At 64.6% G+C, this 20,092-nt stretch carries 18 protein-coding genes and 1 pseudogene; 6 read left to right on the top strand and 13 right to left on the bottom strand.

The window, feature by feature from the left end; translation table 11 throughout:
* Positions 1–102 precede the first annotated feature (102 nt).
* The gene (gene gltX, locus DRF71_RS19840; protein WP_112312296.1) at positions 103–1,518 is read right to left on the bottom strand and encodes a glutamate--tRNA ligase; all 1,416 of its coding nucleotides are present in this window, start codon (positions 1,516–1,518) and stop codon (positions 103–105) included.
* A 45-nt stretch (positions 1,519–1,563) separates the two neighbouring features.
* Between gltX and DRF71_RS19835 the strand changes: the two genes are divergently transcribed.
* The gene (locus DRF71_RS19835; protein WP_232831602.1) at positions 1,564–4,002 is read left to right on the top strand and encodes a ComEC/Rec2 family competence protein; all 2,439 of its coding nucleotides are present in this window, start codon (positions 1,564–1,566) and stop codon (positions 4,000–4,002) included.
* A gap of 1,163 nt (positions 4,003–5,165) precedes the next feature.
* On the opposite strand, the gene lexA is transcribed toward DRF71_RS19835, so the two are convergent.
* From lexA to DRF71_RS19790, 8 genes are all read right to left on the bottom strand, one after another.
* On the bottom strand, positions 5,166–5,879 hold the full coding sequence (lexA, locus tag DRF71_RS19825) for a transcriptional repressor LexA (protein WP_112312699.1): 714 nt from the start codon (positions 5,877–5,879) through the stop codon (positions 5,166–5,168).
* 183 nt (positions 5,880–6,062) lie between these two features.
* Positions 6,063–7,226 (bottom strand): molybdopterin molybdotransferase MoeA, encoded by a 1,164-nt coding sequence (locus DRF71_RS19820; protein WP_112312698.1) that lies wholly within the window; start codon positions 7,224–7,226, stop codon positions 6,063–6,065.
* Positions 7,227–7,282: 56 nt separating this feature from the next.
* Complete coding sequence (gene moaC, locus DRF71_RS19815; protein WP_112312294.1) at positions 7,283–7,765, bottom strand: cyclic pyranopterin monophosphate synthase MoaC; 483 nt, start codon at positions 7,763–7,765, stop codon at positions 7,283–7,285.
* 19 nt (positions 7,766–7,784) lie between these two features.
* Positions 7,785–8,606, bottom strand: coding sequence for an indole-3-glycerol phosphate synthase TrpC (gene trpC, locus DRF71_RS19810; RefSeq protein WP_112312293.1), 822 nt, complete (start codon positions 8,604–8,606; stop codon positions 7,785–7,787).
* A gap of 142 nt (positions 8,607–8,748) precedes the next feature.
* Positions 8,749–9,396 carry a uracil-DNA glycosylase gene (locus DRF71_RS19805; protein ID WP_112312292.1) on the bottom strand — a complete coding sequence of 216 codons (648 nt, stop codon included), beginning with the start codon at positions 9,394–9,396 and terminating at the stop codon, positions 8,749–8,751.
* 11 nt (positions 9,397–9,407) lie between these two features.
* Positions 9,408–10,199, bottom strand: a complete 792-nt coding sequence (locus DRF71_RS19800) for a uracil-DNA glycosylase (RefSeq protein WP_112312291.1) — start codon at positions 10,197–10,199, stop codon at positions 9,408–9,410.
* 12 nt (positions 10,200–10,211) lie between these two features.
* On the bottom strand, positions 10,212–11,225 hold the full coding sequence (gene trpD / locus DRF71_RS19795; RefSeq protein WP_112312290.1) for an anthranilate phosphoribosyltransferase: 1,014 nt from the start codon (positions 11,223–11,225) through the stop codon (positions 10,212–10,214).
* The gene (locus tag DRF71_RS19790) at positions 11,222–11,809 is read right to left on the bottom strand and encodes an aminodeoxychorismate/anthranilate synthase component II (RefSeq protein WP_112312289.1); all 588 of its coding nucleotides are present in this window, start codon (positions 11,807–11,809) and stop codon (positions 11,222–11,224) included. The genes trpD and DRF71_RS19790 overlap by 4 nt, the downstream gene beginning before the upstream one ends.
* A gap of 412 nt (positions 11,810–12,221) precedes the next feature.
* On the opposite strand from DRF71_RS19790, the gene DRF71_RS19785 reads away from it, so the two are divergent.
* Both DRF71_RS19785 and DRF71_RS29525 read left to right on the top strand, forming a co-directional pair.
* On the top strand, positions 12,222–12,605 hold the full coding sequence (locus DRF71_RS19785) for a hypothetical protein (protein ID WP_112312288.1): 384 nt from the start codon (positions 12,222–12,224) through the stop codon (positions 12,603–12,605).
* Between the two features lie 319 nt (positions 12,606–12,924).
* A pseudogene (locus DRF71_RS29525) lies at positions 12,925–13,478 on the top strand (hypothetical protein); the annotation flags it as partial.
* 977 nt (positions 13,479–14,455) lie between these two features.
* Here the strand turns inward: DRF71_RS29525 and DRF71_RS19775 are convergent.
* Entirely contained in the window at positions 14,456–14,719 is a 264-nt protein-coding gene (locus tag DRF71_RS19775; RefSeq protein WP_112312286.1) for a sulfurtransferase TusA family protein, read from the bottom strand.
* Between the two features lie 103 nt (positions 14,720–14,822).
* Between DRF71_RS19775 and DRF71_RS19770 the strand changes: the two genes are divergently transcribed.
* Genes DRF71_RS19770 through DRF71_RS19760 form a run of 3 tightly spaced genes read left to right on the top strand, consistent with a single transcriptional unit; the run spans position 14,823 to position 18,256 of the window.
* Complete coding sequence (locus DRF71_RS19770) at positions 14,823–15,578, top strand: cytochrome c biogenesis CcdA family protein (RefSeq protein ID WP_112312285.1); 756 nt, start codon at positions 14,823–14,825, stop codon at positions 15,576–15,578.
* A gap of 54 nt (positions 15,579–15,632) precedes the next feature.
* A complete protein-coding gene (locus tag DRF71_RS19765) occupies positions 15,633–16,853 on the top strand; it encodes a hypothetical protein (RefSeq protein WP_112312284.1) in 1,221 nt (406 codons plus the stop codon).
* Positions 16,854–16,906: 53 nt separating this feature from the next.
* Positions 16,907–18,256, top strand: a complete 1,350-nt coding sequence (locus DRF71_RS19760; protein WP_232831601.1) for a cytochrome P450 — start codon at positions 16,907–16,909, stop codon at positions 18,254–18,256.
* 268 nt (positions 18,257–18,524) lie between these two features.
* Here DRF71_RS19760 and DRF71_RS19755 read toward each other — a convergent pair whose 3' ends face one another.
* From DRF71_RS19755 to purS, 3 genes are all read right to left on the bottom strand, one after another.
* Positions 18,525–18,707: a Mu-like prophage major head subunit gpT family protein gene (locus DRF71_RS19755; RefSeq protein ID WP_112312697.1), complete on the bottom strand. Its 183-nt coding sequence runs from the start codon at positions 18,705–18,707 to the stop codon at positions 18,525–18,527.
* A gap of 525 nt (positions 18,708–19,232) precedes the next feature.
* A complete protein-coding gene (locus DRF71_RS19750; protein WP_269814391.1) occupies positions 19,233–19,466 on the bottom strand; it encodes a hypothetical protein in 234 nt (77 codons plus the stop codon).
* 349 nt (positions 19,467–19,815) lie between these two features.
* Positions 19,816–20,055 (bottom strand): phosphoribosylformylglycinamidine synthase subunit PurS, encoded by a 240-nt coding sequence (gene purS, locus DRF71_RS19745; RefSeq protein WP_112312281.1) that lies wholly within the window; start codon positions 20,053–20,055, stop codon positions 19,816–19,818.
* Positions 20,056–20,092 lie beyond the last annotated feature (37 nt).

Below are 20,092 nucleotides of genomic sequence, written 5' to 3'. Positions count from 1 at the left end.
TGTGGCAGACCGCCCGCCCAGACGTGGCGGTCTCGTGGCTTCTTCCCTGCTCCTTGCGGAGCCGTGGCCTGCCCCGGGGGCGGTCGCAGATCAGATCACAGATCAGCCTGCGGCCTCCGAGAGCCTGGCGATAGTTTCATCCCGACCGATGACCAGCATCATGTCAAAGACCGAAGGCGTCGTGGTCCGTCCCGCAAGGGCTGCCCGCAAAGGCGCTGCAAGCTTACCGAATCCGATGCCGTTTTCAGTCGCCGCAGCGTTGAGCATGGTCTCAAGCGCTTCCTTCGTCCAGCTAGCATTTTGCAGCTGCGGCGTCAATGAACTCAGTATACCACGGGATACCGCGTCAAGGCTGGCAGCGGCTTTCTCATCGGGAACGACGGGGCGCGAAACCAGTACAAAATTCGCCTTTTCAAGGAGTTCCGGGAAAGTCTTTGCGCGGTCCTTCACGCAATACATCGCCTTGTGCAGCAGCGCGGATTGCGCCTGCGTCAGCGCAGGCTTGCCGGCCGCCGCCAGATATGCCGAAATCTCATGCAGCAGTGCGGCATCCTCCTCCATCGCGATATGATGGCCGCAAGTGTTTTCCAGTTTCTTAAAATCCAGCCGCGCCGGCGCCTTGCCGATGCCTTTCAGATCAAAGACCTCCATCGCCTCCTGGCTGGTGAAGATCTCCATATCGCCATGCGCCCAGCCAAGCCGGCTGAGATAGTTGCGCATGCCCGATGCCGGGTAGCCCATGGCCTGATACTCTTCCAGACCGGTCGCGCCATGGCGCTTGGAGAGTTTCTTGCCATCCGGCCCGTGGATCAGCGGAATATGCGCCCAGACCGGCACATCCCAGCCCATTGCATCATAAACCATCTGCTGGCGTGCGGCATTGACGAGGTGATCGTCGCCCCGGATCACATGGGTCACGCCCATATCATGGTCATCGACGACAACCGCCAGCATATAGGTCGGCGTAGCGTCCGAGCGTAACACGATCATGTCGTCGAGCGTCTCGTTGCGGATCACCACATCGCCCTGGACCTGGTCGCGGATCACCGTCTCACCCTCGCGCGGGGCCTTCATGCGGATCGCATAGGGCGCGTCGGGGAAGGTCGCCGGATCGGCATCGCGCCAGGGCGAATGGAAGACAGGATAGCTGACACCGCGCGCCTTTTCCGCCTCTTTGAAGGCGGCGATTTCCTCTTGCGTCGAGAAGCATTTATACGCCGTTCCGCGCGCCAGCATCTCACGCGCGACCTCGGCATGGCGGTCCTTCTGCTCGAACTGGCTGACCACATCGCCATCCCAGTCAAGGCCTAGCCAGGTCAGCCCCTGCAGGATCGCCGCCGTCGCCTCGGGCGTCGAGCGCTCACGGTCGGTATCCTCGATCCTGAGCAGGAATTTCCCGCGCCGCCCGCGCGCATAAAGCCAGTTGAACAGCGCCGTGCGGGCGCCGCCGATATGGAGATAGCCGGTCGGCGAGGGCGCGAAACGGGTGACAACGGGGCTGGCGGCAGCTGCGGGCATCGGGTGTTAACCTTTCGGAAACCATAGCGGAGGAAGATCGCCGCAATGGCGGGATACGTTCTGGCGCCCGGCAGGGGTTTCGGGGCCCGCATCCGGCAGGACAGGATGCCGGACGGGCCGCGACGCCTGCGGGCGCATCTGGCCCGCATTTATGCGCGGAGGGAGGGGAAGGGCAAGGTGGCAGACAGCATCGCCGCGTTGGGGGCGGGCGAGGCAGTACAGACCGGGGCGGCACAGACCGGAGCGGCACAAACCGGGGCGCTACAGACGGGGTGGGGCTCGCCCGGCGATTTGCGGCCCTCGCGCAGGCGGGGGGCGAGGCTTACCCCTGTGGCGCCGGTTCTGGCGCTTTTGCGTGTTCCGCTGCGGCTGCTGCGCTGGCCGCTGATCGCGCTGGAAGAGATGCGGGGCCATCTGCTGCCGCTGGCGGTGATCCTTACCGGCACCGGCATCGGGTTGTGGTTCATGCTGGAGACCGAGCCAGGCGCGGCAGAATACGGCGCGGCTCTGCTGCTGGCCCTCCTGGCGGCGGTGGCGGCCCAGCTTGCGCCCTGGCCCTGGCGCAGCCTTGGCGGTGCGGTGCTGGCGCTGTGCCTCGGCTTCCTCGCGGCCGGCTTGCGTGCCCATATGGTCGCGGCGCCGATGCTCGATTTCCGCTATTACGGCCCGGTCGAGGGGCGGGTGATCGAGATCGACAATTCCGCCTCGGATGCGGTGCGGATCCTGCTCGACCAGGTCGTGCTGGAGCGGATGGATCCGGCCCGGACGCCCAGGCGCGTCCGGGTCTCGCTGCATGGCAATGAAAGCGGCCACAGCCCGGCCCCGGGCGAAAGGGTCATCCTGACCGCCCATCTCGCCGCCCCGGAAGGCCCGGTGGAGCCCGGCGGTTTCGATTTCCGCCGCATGGCCTTTTTCCAGCAGCTTGGCGCGGTTGGGTACAGCCAGACGCCGGTGTTGCTGCTGGAGCCGCCCGAGGCGGGCGAGGAGTGGATCGGGCGCCTGCGCGCCTGGTTCTCCTCCGGTATTCGCGCCCATATCCCGGGCGAAGCAGGCGCCTTTGCCGCCGGCGCGATGACCGGCGACCGCTCGGGCATCAGTCAGAAAACGGTTGAGGATTTGCGCGATTCCTCTCTGGCGCATATCCTGGCGATTTCGGGGATGAACCTTGTCTGCCTCACCGCCTTTGTTTTCGCGCTGATCCGGGGTGGCATTGCCTGCGTCCCCTGGCTTGCGCTGCGGGTGAACGCAAAAAAGATCGCGGCGCTGGTGTCGATCTTTGTCGCCTGGTTCTATCTGCAACTCTCCGGCGCCAATGTCGCGACCGAGCGCGCCTTCGTGATGACGCTGGTGATGCTGATCGCCATTCTCGCCAGCCGTCGCGCCATGACGATCCGCAGCGCCGCTATCGCGGGGGCGGTGATTCTGGTCCTGAAACCCGAAAGCCTGCTGGCCCCCGGTTTCCAGATGTCGATGGCGGCGACGGTGGCGCTGATCGCGGGCTTTCAGGCGATGGATGGCTGGTTGCAACGCGGGCGGCTGGCGCGCTGGCAGGTGGTGCTGGTGACGGTGGTGATGAGCTCGGTGGTCGGCGGTTTCGCGACCGCCCCCTATGCCGCCGCGCATTTCAACCGCTTTGCCGATTTCGGGCTGATGGCCAATATCCTGACCGCGCCGGCGATGGGGGTGGCGATCATGCCGATGGGGGTGCTGGCCTTCCTGCTGGCGCCGGTCGGGCTTGAGGGGCTGCCGCTCTGGGTGATGGGGCGGGCCTCGGAATGGATCCTCTGGGTTGCCGCCTGGGTGGCGGGGCTGGATGGCGCGGTGACCGCGATCCCCGCGCCGCATTGGCTGGCGCTGCCGCTGATCAGCTGGGGCGGGCTCTGGCTGATCGCCTGGCCGGGTCGGGCGCGGTTTGCCGGTGGCCTCCTGGTCGCGATGGGTGTCGCCCTTTGGCCTCTGGCCGAGCGGCCAGGGCTGCTGATCTCCTCCGATGGGCGGCTTGTCGGGCTCCTTGGGCCAGAGGGCAGGGCGCTGTCGACGGCAACCGGCGGCGGCTTCTCCGCCTCGGGCTGGATGGAGGGCGACGGCGATCTGGCCACGCAAAAAGACGCGGCGGCGCGACCGGGTTTTTCCGGCGGGCGGGAGGCGAAGGCCTTTGACTTCGCCGGCCGGCAGGGCGTCGCGCTGAGCGGCAAGGCGGGGCTCGCGAAACTGGAGGCCACCTGCGGCCGCGCGGATCTGGTGGTCATCAATGCGCGAATCGCCGAGCCTCCGCCGGATTGCCCGCTGGTTGACCAGAGGCTGCTGAGCGAAACCGGCGCGCTCGCCTTCTGGCAAGACGGCGAGCGCATCATCGTCGCCCCCTCCGGACGAAACCGGATCTGGTCGGGCGGCTATCGCAAATCCGGCGGGGCGGATCCTGTCGGGGCCGGGCGCCTCGCCCGGATCGTCACGCGGGTGCCGCAGCACGGGGGAAACCCCTGACCTGCCACTGCGTTCTTTGCCCGGCCCGGATAAAACCCGCGCCACCGGCGGGACGGATGAGGACGCGAATGATCCGCCCCATAGCGCAGATCGTCGGCATGGCGCGGGCGCAGGGTGTCTGCGATGAAAACGGCGATCTGCTCCGGTTGCAGGGCGGCTGCAGGCGCCTGAGGCATGGCGAAGACAAGAAGCCATTCAGCGGGAATGGTTTCAGGACGCATGGAGCGCAACGCCGGGGCCGTTCCTGACCCGGCCAGATACCCGTCCCGGTGGCCTTGATCTGGCCGCCGGGGCGGGAGCGCTGCCTGGCGTCCTTCGTTAAGGGGCGTCACGCATCTGAAGCCCATGGCCGGGTAATCTGAACGGCGGGCCCGCCAGATTGCCGGGGCGCAGTGCAGGAGGACGGCCCGATATCCCCTTGCGCCGAGGTGGCGGCGCTGTCCCGCGCTGCACTGGCCCATTCCGCGCATCGCGACGGGGCAGAGTTCCGGACCTTCCTTTGTGCGGATGGTGGAAGTGGGGCAGGGTATACCAACCCGCATCGAAAGCCTGTGGTTGCACAACCCGGTTCCACAGGACCCCGGTTGTCTCAGGTGATGGGTCTGATGAGGGTACAATCAGCGCAAAATGATCTGTTGCCACCGGAGCGGCGGCCAATTTTTCCAGGGCTCCTGACAGGAGAAAGCAGCATGAAAATCCGGAAGAACATCATGCCGGATCCGTCATCATATGGTTGCGGATTCACCGCCGCCACCATCGTGCGGGTGAGGTGAGAGGGATCGGGGGGGGATCAGGGGATTTGTGTCTCGCTCATGCGGCCATCGGAGAAGGGCCCAAAAGAAAAACGAGCTCGCAATCGCCCCGATTTCAGCTCGGCTTCAGTGCGGTGAACCGGCAACGGAGTACAGGCCGAAAATCCGTCCCAGGCATTGAATGGGCCGGGGTAGTTCCCGGTTGATTGGGGTAAACCCTGTTTCAGACAGGGTTGCAGGGCAACCAGATACCGACTGCGCCCCGCGGTCGCCTCAACCGTCCCTCACGCGGCCTCTGCGCCGGCAGGCGCGTATTCCGAGCGAAGCGAGGCCCCCCTGAAAGAGAGAATATAGCTTCATCCGGGATCGGAAAGGCCGGCCCGGCAGGCAGCGAGACCCGCCCGGCGGCCATCAATAGCTGCGGATCAGCCCGACAAGGCGCCCCTGCACCCGCACCAGATGATCCGGGATCACCCTGGTCTCATAGGCGGGGTTGGCCGCCTCAAGCGCGATCATATTGCCACGGCGGCGATAGCGTTTCAGGGTCGCCTCCTGATCCTCGACCAGCGCCACCACGATATCGCCATTCTCGGCGGTGCCCTGTTCGCGGATCACCACGATATCGCCATCGTTGATCCCGGCCTCGATCATCGAATCGCCTTTGACTTCAAGCGCATAATGGTTGCCGCGCCCGGAAAGCATCGAGCCGGGAACAGCGATGTGATGCGAGACTTCGGCAATTGCCTCGATCGGCACACCGGCGGCGATCCGGCCCATCACCGGCAGTTCCAGCGCATGCACCGCCGAGACCGGCAGCGCATTGGCAGGGGGCGCCACGCGGTCGCCCTCGATCACGCGGGGCGAGAAGCCCGGGGCCGGGGCGGATTCCGGCTCTGCCCGTTTCTCAAGCGCCTCGGGCAGGCGGATGATCTCAAGCGCGCGGGCGCGATGGGCGAGGCGGCGGATGAAGCCCCGTTCCTCCAGTGCGGTGATCAGCCGGTGGATCCCCGATTTCGAGCGCAGATCCAGCGCTTCCTTCATCTCGTCGAACGAGGGCGGCACACCATCCCGGTCCAGCCGGTCACGGATGAAATTCAGAAGCTCAAGCTGTTTGCGCGTCAGCATATGTTTCTCCGCCACAGAGCCGATCCGGACCCGCAAGCTGTGGATAAGCAAGGGGCGTTGATGTAATGTTCTGACCTTGTTCCCGGTTTGTGTCAAGCCCTGCGAGGCCGCAACACTAAAGGTGCAACCCGCAATCGTGACGGCTTTGCCGCAGCCAGGGCCGAAAGCCGCGCAGATCGGGATTCAGATCGGGATATAGGGGACCGGATCGCCGGCCGCACGCGCGCCATCCCCCACCGGCCGCAGCAACAGCGCGTTCGAGGCGCTGAGCACGGTCAGAAGCGCGCTGTCCTGGCGGTCAAAGGGCGTGATCGTGTCGCCCTCAAGCCGCGCCCGCATGTAATGGGCGCGCGGGCCATTCGCCGGCAGCGCCGTTGCCAGCCGGGCCGTCAGCAACCGCGGCCCCGGCGCGGGATCGCCCTGCATATGGCGCAAAAGCGGGCGCAGGAACAGTTCGGCACAGATCAGCGCCGAGACAGGATTGCCGGGCAAGCCCAGCATCGCCGCATCGAACAGCCGCCCCGCCATCAGGGGTTTGCCGGGTCTGAGCGCGATTTTCCAGAACCCGGCCTCCATTCCGAGGCTTTTCGCCACTGGCGCCACCAGGTCGTGATCGCCCACCGACGCCCCGCCCGATGTCACGATCACATCGGCATCACGCGCCAGTTCAAACACCGCAGCCAGATCGGCTTCGGTATCGCGGGCGATGGGCAGAAAGCGGGCAATCGCGCCTTCCTCTTCCGCCAGCGCTTTGATTGCAAAGGAGTTCGAGGCGATGATCTGATCGGGGCGCGGGCTGTCTCCGGGCATGACCAGCTCATCTCCGGTCGAGATCACCGCCACCACCGGACGGCGGCGGAGGTGGACACGCGCGACATTCATCGAGGCGATCAGCGCCAGATCCGAGGGGCGCAGCCGGCGCGGGCGGATCTCGGATCCGATGCGGAAATCCTGGCCGCGCGGGCGGATATTGGGGCCGGAATCGCGATCGGTTATGGTGATGCGGTCACCCTCGCGGCGGGTGTTTTCCTGGATCACCACGCGCGTGGCGCCGTCGGGGACCGGGGCGCCGGTGAAGATCCGGACCGCCTGGCCCTCGCCGATCACGCCGGTAAAGGCATGGCCGGCGCCAGCCTCGCCGATGACGCGAAAACTCTCGCCGGGGGCAGGGGTGCCGGCCAGCGCATAGCCATCCATCGCCGAGGCATCAAAGGGTGGCTGATCGCGGGTGGCGATCACCGGGCTGGCGAGCCAGCGGCCGGCGGCGGCGGCAAGCGGCACCTCTTCGACCGCCAGCTGCGGCGCCAGCGCCAGAAGCCGCGCCATCGCCTCTTCGACCGGCATCAGCGCGCCGGGGGTTTTCGGGCCGGGGCCAGTATCTGTGCCAGTATCGGTGCCACTGGTCATGGCTGCGCCTCATAGCGGCCGGATTTGCCGCCTTCCTTTTGCAAAAGCCGGATGCCTTCGATCCGCATGCCCTTTTCCGCCGCCTTGAGCATGTCGTAGATCGTCAGCGCGGCGATGGATACGGCGGTCAGCGCCTCCATCTCAACACCGGTCTGGCCGGTGGTGCGCACGGTGGCGATGATATGGACGCCGCCCCCGGCCGGATCCGGCGTTAGTTCGAGCGCGACTTTGGTGACCGGCAGCGGATGGCAAAGCGGGATCAGATCGGCAGTGCGTTTCGCACCCATGATCCCGGCAAGCCGCGCGGTCCCGAGCACATCGCCCTTGGCGGCACGGCCCTCAAGAACCAGCGCCAGCGTCGCGGGTTCCATCATCACCCAGCCCTCGGCCAGCGCCATGCGCGCAGTCACCGCCTTGTCGGAAACATCGACCATATGGGCATGGCCCTGATCGTCGAAATGACTGAGTTTTCCGCTCATTACCGGGTATCCTCGGGGGTCAGATCGGCATGCCGCCCTGGGCGGTCAGCGGCCGGGCGAGGATCTCGCGGGTGGCGCCGGCGACATCGTCCTTGCGCATCAGGCTTTCGCCGATCAGGAAGCAGCGCGCACCGAAACGGGCCAGATCGGCGAGGTCATCGGGCGTGTGGAGCCCGGATTCTGCCACGATCAGCCGGTCCTCGGGCACCCGGCGGGCCAGCCGGCGGGTGGTGTCGAGCGTGACCTCGAATGTGTGGAGATTGCGGTTGTTGATGCCGATCAGCGGCGATTTCAGATGCTGGGCGCGGTCGAGTTCGGCCTCGTCATGCACCTCGATCAGCACATCCATCTTCCATTCAAAGGCGGCGGCTTCCAGCTCCATCGCCTGGTCATTCGTCAGGGAGGCCATGATCAGCAGGATGCAGTCAGCCCGGAGCGCGCGGGATTCGGCGATCTGCCAGGGGTCGTAGATGAAATCCTTCCGGAGGCACGGAAGTTTCACCGCATCATGCGCCTCGGTCAGGTATTCGTCTGCGCCCTGGAAAGAGGGGGTGTCGGTCAGCACGGAAAGGCAGGTGGCGCCACCTTCCTCATAGGCGCGGGCCAGCGCCGGCGGGTCGAAATCGGCGCGGATCAGACCTTTCGACGGGCTGGCCTTCTTGATCTCGGCGATCAGACCGTACCCGCCCGAGGCCGCCGATTGCAGCGCGGCGGCAAAGCCGCGCGGGGCGGGGGCCTGGCGGGCGGCGTCCTCGATCTCGGCCTGCGAGCGCAGGGCTTTACGCGCAGCGATCTCTTCGAGCTTATAGGCCTTGATACGGTCGAGAACGGTGGTGGACATTGGGGTGCCTCTGTCTTGGCCAGTGCGGTTTGCCCCGGAAGCGCCGGGGGTTTCACACCCCCGGACCCCCGTGGAGTATTTCCATCAGGGGAAGAGGCGCTCGTTTCGGTATGTACCCTGCGGGGGGCGTGAAGGAAAGGCTTCAGGCGGCCCAGGTGATGGCGGGCTCGCCCCGCGAGGTGAGCCAGGCGTTGGTCTGGCTGAAGGGGCGGGAGCCGAAGAAGCCCCGCCAGGCCGAGAGGGGCGAGGGATGCGCGGCTTCAAGGAAGAGGTGGGGGTCGCGTGGGATATGAGTGCAGAGTTTTTGCGCGGGGCCGCCCCAGAGGAGGAAGGCGCGCGGACCGTCCTGGGCGGTGGCGGCGAGGATCTGGGTGGTGAGGCGGCTCCAGCCCCAGGATTTATGCCCGAAAGCCTGGCCAATGGGGACGGTGAGGGTGGTGTTCAGGAGCAGCACCCCCTGTTCGGCCCAGGGGGTGAGGTCACCATCGGTTTTGGTCTGGCCGGTGTCTGAGGCGAGTTCGGTCAGGATGTTTTTCAGCGAGTCGCGGGGGGGGGCGCCGGGCGGGAAGGAGAAGGCGAGCCCCTGGGCGCGACCTGGCGTGTGATAGGGATCCTGGCCGAGGATTACGACGCGGACCTTGTCGCGCGGTGTCAGGCTTAGGGCGCGGAAGATGTTTTGCGGCTCGGGCTGCCAGCCGGGTTCCGCGCTGAGCCGCGCCCAGAGGGCGGGCCAGTCGGTCTGGAAGAACGGGAGAGAGGCCCAGGAGGTGGGGATTTCGGGCGGGGTCACTGGAGTTCCAGTTACAGATCTGTGTGCCAATTTATCTCTATGGGATTTTCGACAGGATGCAGCGTCGCAATGCGATTATTGGCGTCTCTGAACTGCATACTGTTGTTGAATGAGGGACGTATACCTTGGCCAGCGGTCGGGTGTCTGGTGCGAAATAGTGATGCTTCGGGCCAAGCCGCAGCATCTGGCGGGAGATCGCTGAACGCGTCATCGAAGCAGTCATTCGCGTAATTGCCCCAGAGCATGACTATAACGGCACGCTCGCGCATTTTGCGAAGAACATCGTTAAGGAGTGTATCCCAGCCAAGCAGACCGTGACTGCCGGGCAGCCCGTTCGTCGTTATGGTCAATATAGTATTCAGGAGCAGCACTCCTTGATTTGCCCATTGTTCCAGGCACGGGCATGTAAGCCGATTCCTCCGGGGAAGGTTCATATTCCTGGTAACGGCAGCGAGCACTTTTGCTATCGAGGCCGATGCGGGAGTTGCGGGTGGATATGAAAAGGCAGGCCCGGTAGCAAGATCAGGCGACGGGTAAGGATCCTGACCGAGGAAAACGACGCGGACCTGATCAGGCGGGGTGAGTTCCAGCGCGCGAAAAATGAGGTCTGCTTCGGGATGCCACGGGCGCCCGGCAGCGGTTTCCGCCAGAAGGGCGCCATAGAGGCGATGCCAGGCTGTTTCATGGTTTGCGTCGGCAACACGAAAGAAGTCGAGTTCCAGCCAACTCTCCTGATCGGGACCCCTTGCAAGGCCTGAAATCAGGCTGTCGGCAACCGCCATCCCGGCCGGGGTCAGGGGCATGTCGCAGCAGGATCAGCCATTCGACACCCGCACCAGCGCCTCGAGCTTTGCCTTTGCCGCGCCGCTGTCGATGGCTTTGCGGGCGAGATCGGCGCCCTCTTTCAGGTTGGCGGCCTTATCGGCCACCACCAGAGCGGCGGCGCTGTTCAGGAGGACCGCATCGCGGTAAGCGCCCGCCTGGCCTTCGAGCAGCGCGCGCAAGGCTGCGGCGTTCTCGGCCGGGTTGCCGCCCATGATTTTCTCGAACGGGTGGTATGGCAGGCCGGCATCTTCCGGATGAAGGGTGAATTCGCGGATCTGGCCGCCTTCCAGCGCCGCCACTTTGGTCGGTGCGGCGATCGAGATCTCATCGGTGCCGTCGCCGCCATGCACGAGCCAGGCCTTGACGGTGCCAAGGGCGCGCAGCGTCTCGGCCATCGGGCGGATCAGCGCGTCGGAAAAGGCGCCGGTCAGCTGGCGGGTGACGCCGGCCGGGTTGGTCAGCGGCCCGAGGATATTGAAGATGGTGCGGGTGCCAAGCTCGGTCCGCACCGGGCCGACATGGCGCATTGCCGGGTGATGCATCGGCGCCATCATAAAGCCGATACCGGTTTCAGACAGGCATTTCTCGACCAGCTCCGGCCCGATCATCACATTGAGGCCGAGTTCCGTCAGCGCATCCGCCGCGCCGGATTTCGAGCTGAGATTGCGGTTCCCGTGTTTCGCCACCGCGACGCCGGCGCCGGCCACGACAAAGGCGGTGGCGGTCGAGATGTTCAGCGTCCCCTTGCCATCGCCACCGGTGCCGACAATGTCCATCGCGCCTTCGGGCGCGTTCACGCGGTGGCTTTTCGCGCGCATAACGGCGCTCGCGGCGGCATATTCATCAACCGTCTCGCCACGCGTGCGCAAAGCCATGAGGAAGCCGCCCATCTGGGCGGGGGTCGCGGCGCCTTCAAAGAGCGCGTTGAAGGCGGCCTCGGCCTCGGCGCGGGTCAGGGGGCGGCTGGCAGCGATGCCGATCAGCGGTTTGAGAATATCGCTCATGCGGTGACCCTGACGCCGGCTTCTTCGAGGAAATTCGCGAGCAGCCGGTGGCCGTGCTCGGATGCGATGGATTCCGGATGGAACTGCACGCCCTCGATCAGCTTTTCGCGGTGCCTGAGCCCCATGATGGTGCCGTCTTCCAGCCAGGCGGTGACCTCGAGGCTTTCGGGCAGGGTCTCGCGTTCGACGATCAGCGAATGGTAGCGGGTGGCCTCGAATGGCGAGGGCAGACCGCGGAACATGCCCTGGCCTGCGTGATGCATGGTCCCCATCTTGCCATGGACGATCTCATGGCAGCGGACCACCTTGCCGCCAAAGGCCTCACCGATGGTCTGATGACCAAGGCAAACCCCCAGCAGCGGCACATCAGCCTCAAAGGCGGCACGGGTCAGCGGCAGGCAGATCCCGGCCTGGGCCGGATCGCAGGGGCCGGGCGACAGCACGATGGCCTCGGGGCGCATCGCCAGCGCCTCCTGCACCTCAAGCGCGTCGTTGCGTTTGACCACCACATCGGCGCCAAGCGCGCCGAAATAATGCACGAGGTTCCAGGTGAAACTGTCGTAATTGTCGATCAGAAGCAGCATGTGAGACACAATCGTTTGTTTACGGTGCGCTTCTGTCTTGGTGGTGCCGGTTGATACCCGCAAAGATACCCGCTTCTTTCCTGGATACCCCCGCTGCCCTGCCCAAAGGGTCGAAGCTTTCGCCTGACTTATCGCTGATCCGGGCTTCGGTGTAAACCGCGCGGAAGGTGCGATGCGCCCATAGCGACGCACTGTTCGGCGTTCCTTGAGGCGGAGGCTTCGGCATTCACCGCGACTGCGGGTATCGGCGCTTTCCCGGTCGCCACTTTCTATGTCAAAACAAACATATGGTGACTGAACGTGACAGAAACGACGAAACGATGCCCGACCTGAAAGCCGAACCTCTTGCCCGCCTGTGTTTGGTGGCTCCCGAAGCATTCGGCGACGGATAGCTTGACCTTGACCTTGAGCTTTGGGCGAACTTGCGGGCGACGCGGTTGCCACCGGGCCGGAACGGTATGGGCTGGCAAGCGGGATGCTGTGGCGATGCCGCAAGCGCCGCTGGTTCCTTAACCTGGGCAATCGGTGGCGCTTCGACGAAGCGCAGCCTGTGTTCATCGAAGGCGAAACCCCTGAGGTCGCGAAGCTTCTCCGCAAGTCCTGCTTCGGCAAGGTGAAGCTGATCTGCATCGACCCGCCCAGGAACACTGGCAACGACTTCATCTGTCGCGACGGCTTTTCCGACCAGCTTGCCGTCTGCCTGACCCAAACCGGGCAGATGACCGAAGACGGCCACATGACCAGGAACCTGCCTGAAAAAAGGTCGGGCGATTTCATTCCTACTGGTTGTCGATGATGTCCCCGCGCCTGTCGATGGCATGGCAGATGTTGAAGGATGAAGGCGTTATCCTGATCAGCACCAACGATGCCGAAGTTGCGCACCTTCTGCGGCGATCGCGATTTCAACCTTGTTCGTGAACCGGATGAACGTCGGCTGAAAGTTGATTTCTGCAACCTCAAGCCCTTCGTAATCCGCCCGGCTGGTCTTTCCCCACAATTTGAAGCCCTTTTCAGCTTCATCGTCTTGCGCATGATCCCCCTCATGCCGCAGGCAGAGCGGAGCCGGGCCGTGGCCCCGGTGCGGCCCCGGTGCGGCCGCGTAAGCCTGCGGAGGCCTGAAGGGTCAGACCTCGTATCACGTGTCCTGCGGACCGCCCCATCTGCTGGTGGACATCGGGCCATGTTCCGCCACTGCTCCCGGGCCATGGCGCGGGGCATCAGGTTTTCGGGGCGAAGGCGCGTGGCCCTTCGCCGGGAACCCGTCCCCCGGACTGTCTGCCCGACGACCATGCCGAAACACGCACATGCGGGCGGTTGAGGTGACCAGCAACCATCTCGGAGATGTCGGGCCGGTGAGGCCTGTGCCGATGGTTCCGCCACCGGTCCGGGAAACCTGAGGTATGCGGCTCAAACGGACCGGCGAGGCGGCCTGCCCCGGCTTGCTGGCACAGATCCCGGCTGAGGAGCGGGTCGGCAGCGTCACCGCCGATGACCTCTGTGACACCAGGGGCTGCCACGGCGGCCATCGCGGCCCGCCGCACCGATGCGATCCGCCGCGCCGGAAAGCCCGGGAGTGGAAGGGCCGGATCCCGGCCTCCAGGACCGCAACGAGGCGCTGCGCGCCTGCAAACGGTTTGGGCGAGGCAACCGGAAGAAATGGTCGGCATATGCTGTGCCCCCCGATACCCATCCGGCTGGTGCCAGAGTCGGCGGTTGAATTTTGCGCGGTTGCGCCGACAGGGCAATGTGCGATCTGCGCCGCGTTTCAGGTGCGCGCAGCTGATCGCCCATCGCCGTGAGTTTGGCGGCGAAGACCGCCGGGGCCTCGTATTCGAGGGCCGAATGAGGCCGCTGGGTGCTGCAGATGTGGGTCCAGCGGGCGACTGCCTCGCGCGGATATGCGCAAACCCGGAAGGAGATGGATGATGGCCTCCGATTAACTCCGGCAAAGACCGGTCGCCACTGCAGTGTGGATTGTCTGCTAGGCCAGGCCTGCAGCCCGGCTCCGACAAGTCCGGATCCGACAAATCCGGCCGGGGCATTCCATTCCTGGCAGCGATCCGGCACAATCGTGACCCTTTGACCGGCCGCCGCCACCCGCATCACCCCGTCGGTCGCGGCCAGCCAGAGCCGCGCCCCGGTCGGAGTGTAGCCACCCGGCCAATCGCAACCTTGCCGGTGGCACCAGATCGGCAGGTGAGAAAGGCTCCGGGATCATGCAACCGGGCGGCCAGCGCGCCGGGGCGCGGAAAACGATAAGACATGCCTGGCCGAAACCTCACCGCAGGACGAGCAGCTGACCCGGACATGACCGGCGCCGGTCACTTCGCGAAAGAACTGTGCCAGCGCGAGGTCGGGCAGGACAGAGGCCCGCATTGACCAGTTCGACCGTGCGGCGGCGGCCTGTTCCCCGAGCGGATCGCCCCGGGTTTCACAGCCGCAGCGCGATGAACGGCCGGGGCGGGGTGAGAGTTGCCCCTGGAAATCGACGCGGTCACGCGCGCGCAGCCAGCGGCGCGCAGCGTCAGGGCCATTGCCAAAATCGGGCGCACCCGCAACATCCGCAGGGCACCAGCCCGGCCATCGCGGGCCTTCTCATGCCGGCGCCGGGATTTCCCGAGGTGGTGATGCCGGCAAATCTGGGCCTCAGCCGGGCGGATCTGCCGCTGGCTTGTCCGGCCCCCGCCGGATCAGGTGGAGCGTGACCGCGCCCGCGCTCTCAAAGCCCAGATAGTCATGCCCGGCCCCGGCGCAGAAATGCGGCAGGTCGATCATGGCCATACGGTCGGTCGTCCTGACCCGCAGCACCGCGCCCGGCGCAATTGCCAGCAGGCGTTTGCGGGCGCGCAGCACGGGCAGGGGGCATAGCAGCCCCTCGCAATCGAGATCCTGATCATGGGCCTGGCTCATGCGCGCTCTCATAGCGGCCTGCGACGGAATGTGACAGGGGAATGCCGTCAAAGTGAGCAGGAGGCAGATGACGCGCGCGCCCGGCACGGCTATGAGTTCGACCATGTTTGGAATTGATCTCTTCGATGCGGGGCTTGGGCCCTCCACATTCGTCGCGCTGATAGCGGGGGTGCTTTCGTTCCTCTCGCCCTGCGTGCTGCCCGTGGTGCCGCCCTATCTGGCCTATATGGGCGGGATCTCGGTTGGCGAGATGAAAGAGGGGCATGCGCGGCGGCGGATCCTGATCCCGGCCTTGTTCTTCGTGATGGGCCTGTCGGTGATCTTTCTGCTGCTCGGTTTCACCATGTCGGCCTTTGGCGCGTTTTTCCTGCAAAACCAGGTTATGTTCGCCCGGATCGCCGGCATCGTGATCATCATCTTCGGCCTGCATTTCACCGGTATGATCCGCATCCCGATTCTTGACCATGAGGCGCGGCTGGATGCGGGGGACCAGGGCGGCTCGGCCTTTGGTGCCTTCGTTCTCGGACTGGCTTTTGCCGCCGGCTGGACGCCATGCATCGGGCCGCAACTCGGCACCATCCTGTCGCTCGCCGCGCAGGAGGGCTCTGTCTCGCGCGGCACCTTCCTGTTGGGCGTCTATGCGGTGGGGCTGGGGCTTCCGTTCCTGATCTCGGCTTTGTTCATCGAGCGCGCCATGGGGCTGATGAACCGCATCAAACGCCATATGAAATGGATCGAGCGCGCGATGGGGGCCTTGTTGCTGATCGTCGGTGTGATGATGCTGACCGGCGCCTTCACCGATTTCAGCTGGTGGCTTCTGAATATTTTCGAGACGCTCGGCCTGCCGCTGCCTGGCTGACCCCTTAATCTTGCCCGATTTTCAGGCCAGACTGTGCCGGTGTCGGAGGTGGGTATGGCTGATCAGCAGCAGGGGCAGGCGTTTCGCCGGAAGGTTTTCTACCTTCCCGGCTATGACCCGTTTCATCCCCGCCGCTATCGCGAGCTTTACCGCAAAGAGGGCACCGAGCAGGCGCGGCTTTCCGGCTATGACCTGCGGCTCATGCCGAAAAAGGCGGGCGGCCCCTATGGCTGGCGCGTCGAGGCCAGGATCGAGGGCCAGGCCGTCCAGACCGATATGGAGGTGCTGGTCTGGTCCGATATCGTCAAGGGCTCGATGTCCGAGACCATTCCGGCCACCTATCTGCAGCTTTTGCGCACCGCCTGGGCCTATATCGGCTCGGGCGCGCTGTTCCGGCTGATGCGGCTGAGGAAGGGGCCGATGATCGCGGCGCTGTACCCGATCGTGTTCCTGCTTTTGCAACTCGTGGTGGCGCTTGGCCTTGGCTGGGCGGGATACCGGCTGGTGGCGCATGGTCTGCATTGGGTGCCTGGCTTGCCGGTCGCGGCGGGAATCCTCTGGGGGGTGCTTTATTGGTTCCGAAAAAAGGACAATAAGGTCTTCGCCTGGTATCTGATGCATGACTATGCATATTCGGCGCAGCTGAAAGGCGCCAATCCGCCGGAATTAGAGGCGAGGATGTTCGATTTTGGAAAGCAGATCCGCGCGGCCCTCGACGGTGACTATGATGAGGTGCTGGTGATCGGCCATTCCTCGGGGGCGCATCTGGGCGTCTCGATCCTCGCTGATCTGATCCGCGAGGGTCTGCCCGATACACGCCCGGCGCTCTCCTTCCTCTCGCTGGGCCATGTGGTGCCGATGGTGTCTTTCCTGCCCGGCGCCACAAGGCTGCGCACCGATCTGGCCTATCTCTGCACCCGGGACGAGATCGCCTGGATCGACGTCACCGCCCCCGGCGATGGCTGCGCCTTCGCGCTGTGCGACCCGGTCTCGGTTTCCGTCATCCCGCCCGCAGGGAAACGCTGGCCGCTGGTGATCTCCGCCGCCTTCACCCAGACGCTCAGCCCCGCCCGCTGGCGCGAACTGAAACGCCGCTGGTTCCGGCTGCATTTCCAGTATCTCTGTGCCTTCGACAATCTCTCCGGTCAGCCCGGCGAGTATGACTATTTCCGCGTCACCGCCGGGCCGCAGCTGCTGGGCGCGCGCTTTGCCGGCCGCTCCCCGTCAAAAAGCCGCATTGAACAGACCGTTAACCGCTATAGAAACGTGGCGTGAGCGAAGACCCCAGATCCTGCCCTTTTCATGGGGCACCGAAACCGCCGAAACCCGTGGCCCGCGCCGACAGGGTCTCGCTGCTGACCTATCTGCGCCTCTTCCGCCGCGATATCCTCTCTGCCCAGCCGGCACGGCTCTACCGCGCCTGGATGGCTGAATTCCGCACGCCGTTTTTCCGCTCCTACCTCTGCAATGACCCGAAACTGGTCGATCTGGTGCTCAAGGACCGTCCCGATGATTTCCCGAAATCGAACCGCATCCGCGCTGGGCTTGAGCCCTTGCTGGGGAATTCCGTTTTTGTGACCAATGGCGAGACCTGGAAGCGCCAGCGCCGCATCATCGACCCGGCTTTCGAGGGTGGCCGCCTGCGCGACACCTTCCCCGCCATGGTGGCGGCAGGCGAGGCGGCGGTCGCGCGGATGCGCAGCCGCGCCGGTGATGCGGTCGGCGCAGAGGTCGAGGTCGAAGAGGAAATGTCCCATGCGGCGGCGGATGTGATCTTCCGCACGCTGTTCTCGATCCCCATCGAGCATGAAACCGCCGCAAGGGTATTTCACGAATTCCGCGCCTATCAGCGCACCCAGCCGATCCTGAACCTCGCCGCCTTCCTGCCGCTGCCGCGCTGGTTCCCGCGCCTGCACAGGGGGCGCACCAAAGCCTCGGCCCGGGTGATCCGGGACCTGATCACCCGCCTGACCGAGACCCGGGCGGCAGAGATCAGGGCAGGCCGTGCGCCCGATGATCTGGCAACCAAGATTATGACCACCGCCGACCCCCGGACCGGCGAGTGCTTTACCCCCTCCGAGATGGTCGATCAGGTGGCGATCTTCTTTCTGGCCGGACATGAGACCAGCGCCTCGGCCCTGGCCTGGTCGCTTTACCTGCTGGCGCTCAGCCCCGATGTGCAGGAGCGCGTCGCGACCGAGGCGGCCAGCCTCGGCGAGGCCCCCGATTTCACCGCAGTCAACCGCCTGCGCTATACCCGCGACGTGTTTCGTGAGGCGCTGCGTCTCTACCCGCCGGTGCCGATGATGGTCCGCCAGAATACAAAGCCGGAAACCTTCCGCGACCGTATGGTCAAACCCGGCGCCCAGGTCGTGCTGTCGCCCTGGCATCTGCAGCGCCATGAACGGCTCTGGGAAGATCCGGATGCCTTCTGCCCGGCCCGCTGGCAGACCGATCAGGGCCGCCAGTCCGCGCGTGAGGCCTATATGCCCTTCTCCGCCGGCCCCCGCGTCTGCACCGGCGCCGGTTTCGCCATGGTCGAGGGCGTCCTCCTCCTCGCCATGCTGGCCCGCGCCTTCCGCTTTGACCGTATCGAAGGCGCCGACCCCATCCCCGTCGCCCATCTCACCGTGCGATCGGAAACCGGCATCCGCCTCCAGGTCACTCCGCGCATATGAAAAAAGGCGCCCCGAAAGAGCCCCCCACCTATTCATCTTACAGCCATTTCATCTGTTGTTGTGTAACCAATTAATCCGCAGTGTTACCAATTAGGCTGCAATGGCTCGCTGAAGGCGACTATTTCCGGGATTTACTGGTGTAAGCTAGAATCAGCCGGTTGAGGGCTGCGCTGTGGCGTGGTTGAAGCGCTGCCACCACCTGCTGATCGAGGACCGCGAGATCCAACGCTCGGCCGGAAATGCGGCGCGAACTGCGCTCACGATCTGGTCATAGGTCTGGCTGCCGATCCGGTCGAGGATGTCCCAGCCAGCCATAGGTTTCATCGCGGCTGGAACTGGGCACCGTCATCGCGATCTTGTCGAAATGCGACGGCGCAGCGAGACAGGCATCGGAATAGACGGTTTTGAAGCCCTTGAAGGCGAGATCAAGGCTTTCCCGGTTGACGAGCATGAACATGTCCCTTGGTAACTGACGGGCTAAAGCCCGTTCAGGACAAGGTGTAACAACGCGAGATAAGTCGGGATAAGCCACAACGGTTTGCGGGGGGCCGAGGTTGTAAACCGATGTCAGCAGATGCAGACGGCAGGGCCTCCCGATCCGGTTTCCCGGCAACCCTGCATGGCGCTCCGGTCGGCTGACCGTGATACGGCCGGGAGAATATCACCGCGTCACGCCTGCTCCTGCATGGTGCCAGAAGGCCTCACACTGCGCAACGGGGCTGATGCAGACGGCAGGGCCCCGCAGTCCGGTTGCCTGGAAACCCTGCATAGCGCTCCGATCAGATGATCGTGCTACGGCCGCGAGAATATTACCGTGTCACGCCTGCCCGAAAAGCATGATCAGGATGCGTGAAAAAGGCAAGGTCGGTCACCCCGATCCAGAATTGCAAAATTAAATGGGTTTCCGGCAAAATTAAACGGGCTGCGTCCTGTTTTGGTATCCGGGTAGCCAAAATCGGAAGATGGCGTTCTGGGATCAGTTCGGGGGGCCTCTTCGGCGGGATTTGGGCGCGGTGCTGAGACGGACGCCAAAACGAGCAAGGGCGGGCAAATCGCCCGCCCTCTCTCCGATCACCTGCCGCTGGGAACATGCCGCCCTGGCGGTCCTCGCCTTCCAGGCTTTCAGCGCGGTGATGATCTTGCGGGCCGCGTCCAGGGTGACAAAGCGCAGGCTGTCCACCTTATGGTATTTGCGAAGCCAGCCGATCAACGCCTCGTCATCGCAGATCCGTTCGCGGCGACCCCAACCAGTGCCTGAATGAGATGGTGTTCAACGAGTTCTTCAGCAGCTAGAGCTTGCCGCAATCGTTGCCAGACTTTCACTCAATATAATAAAATCAATAACTTACAGATTGCGGCAGTGTAACAAATTACACCGCAATCAAACAGCATAACCCGCTGAAATATAAAGATTTGACGTGCGACAGCCGATTGCGGCAAATTGCGGATTAATTAGTTGCGCTTCACTGTCCGAAAATATCCCGGGGGAGGCTGCCAAAGGCAGCCGGGGGCAGCGCCCCCAGTCCCGGTCAGCCAGATCTTACAGGGCCAGCCAGACCTTACAGGATCTCAACCTTATATCCTTCGATCACCGTATTCGCGAGCAGCTTCTCGCACATGGTCTGCACATCGGCCTCTGCCGCCGCCTTGTCACGCGCTGCCAGATCCAGCTCGATCACCTTGCCCTGGCGCACGCCCTCGACGCCGGCAAAACCAAGCGCGCCAAGCGCATGACGGATCGCCTCGCCCTGAGGATCGAGAACGCCGTTTTTCAGCATGACAGTGACGCGGGCTTTCATCGGGGCCTCCGGGCTCTGGAATGGATCGCGCCCCTCA

The sequence above is a fragment of the Pseudogemmobacter bohemicus genome, assembly GCF_003290025.1.
Taxonomy (GTDB): Bacteria; Pseudomonadota; Alphaproteobacteria; order Rhodobacterales; family Rhodobacteraceae; genus Pseudogemmobacter; species Pseudogemmobacter bohemicus.
This window is presented reverse-complemented; position numbering and strand designations above follow the sequence as displayed.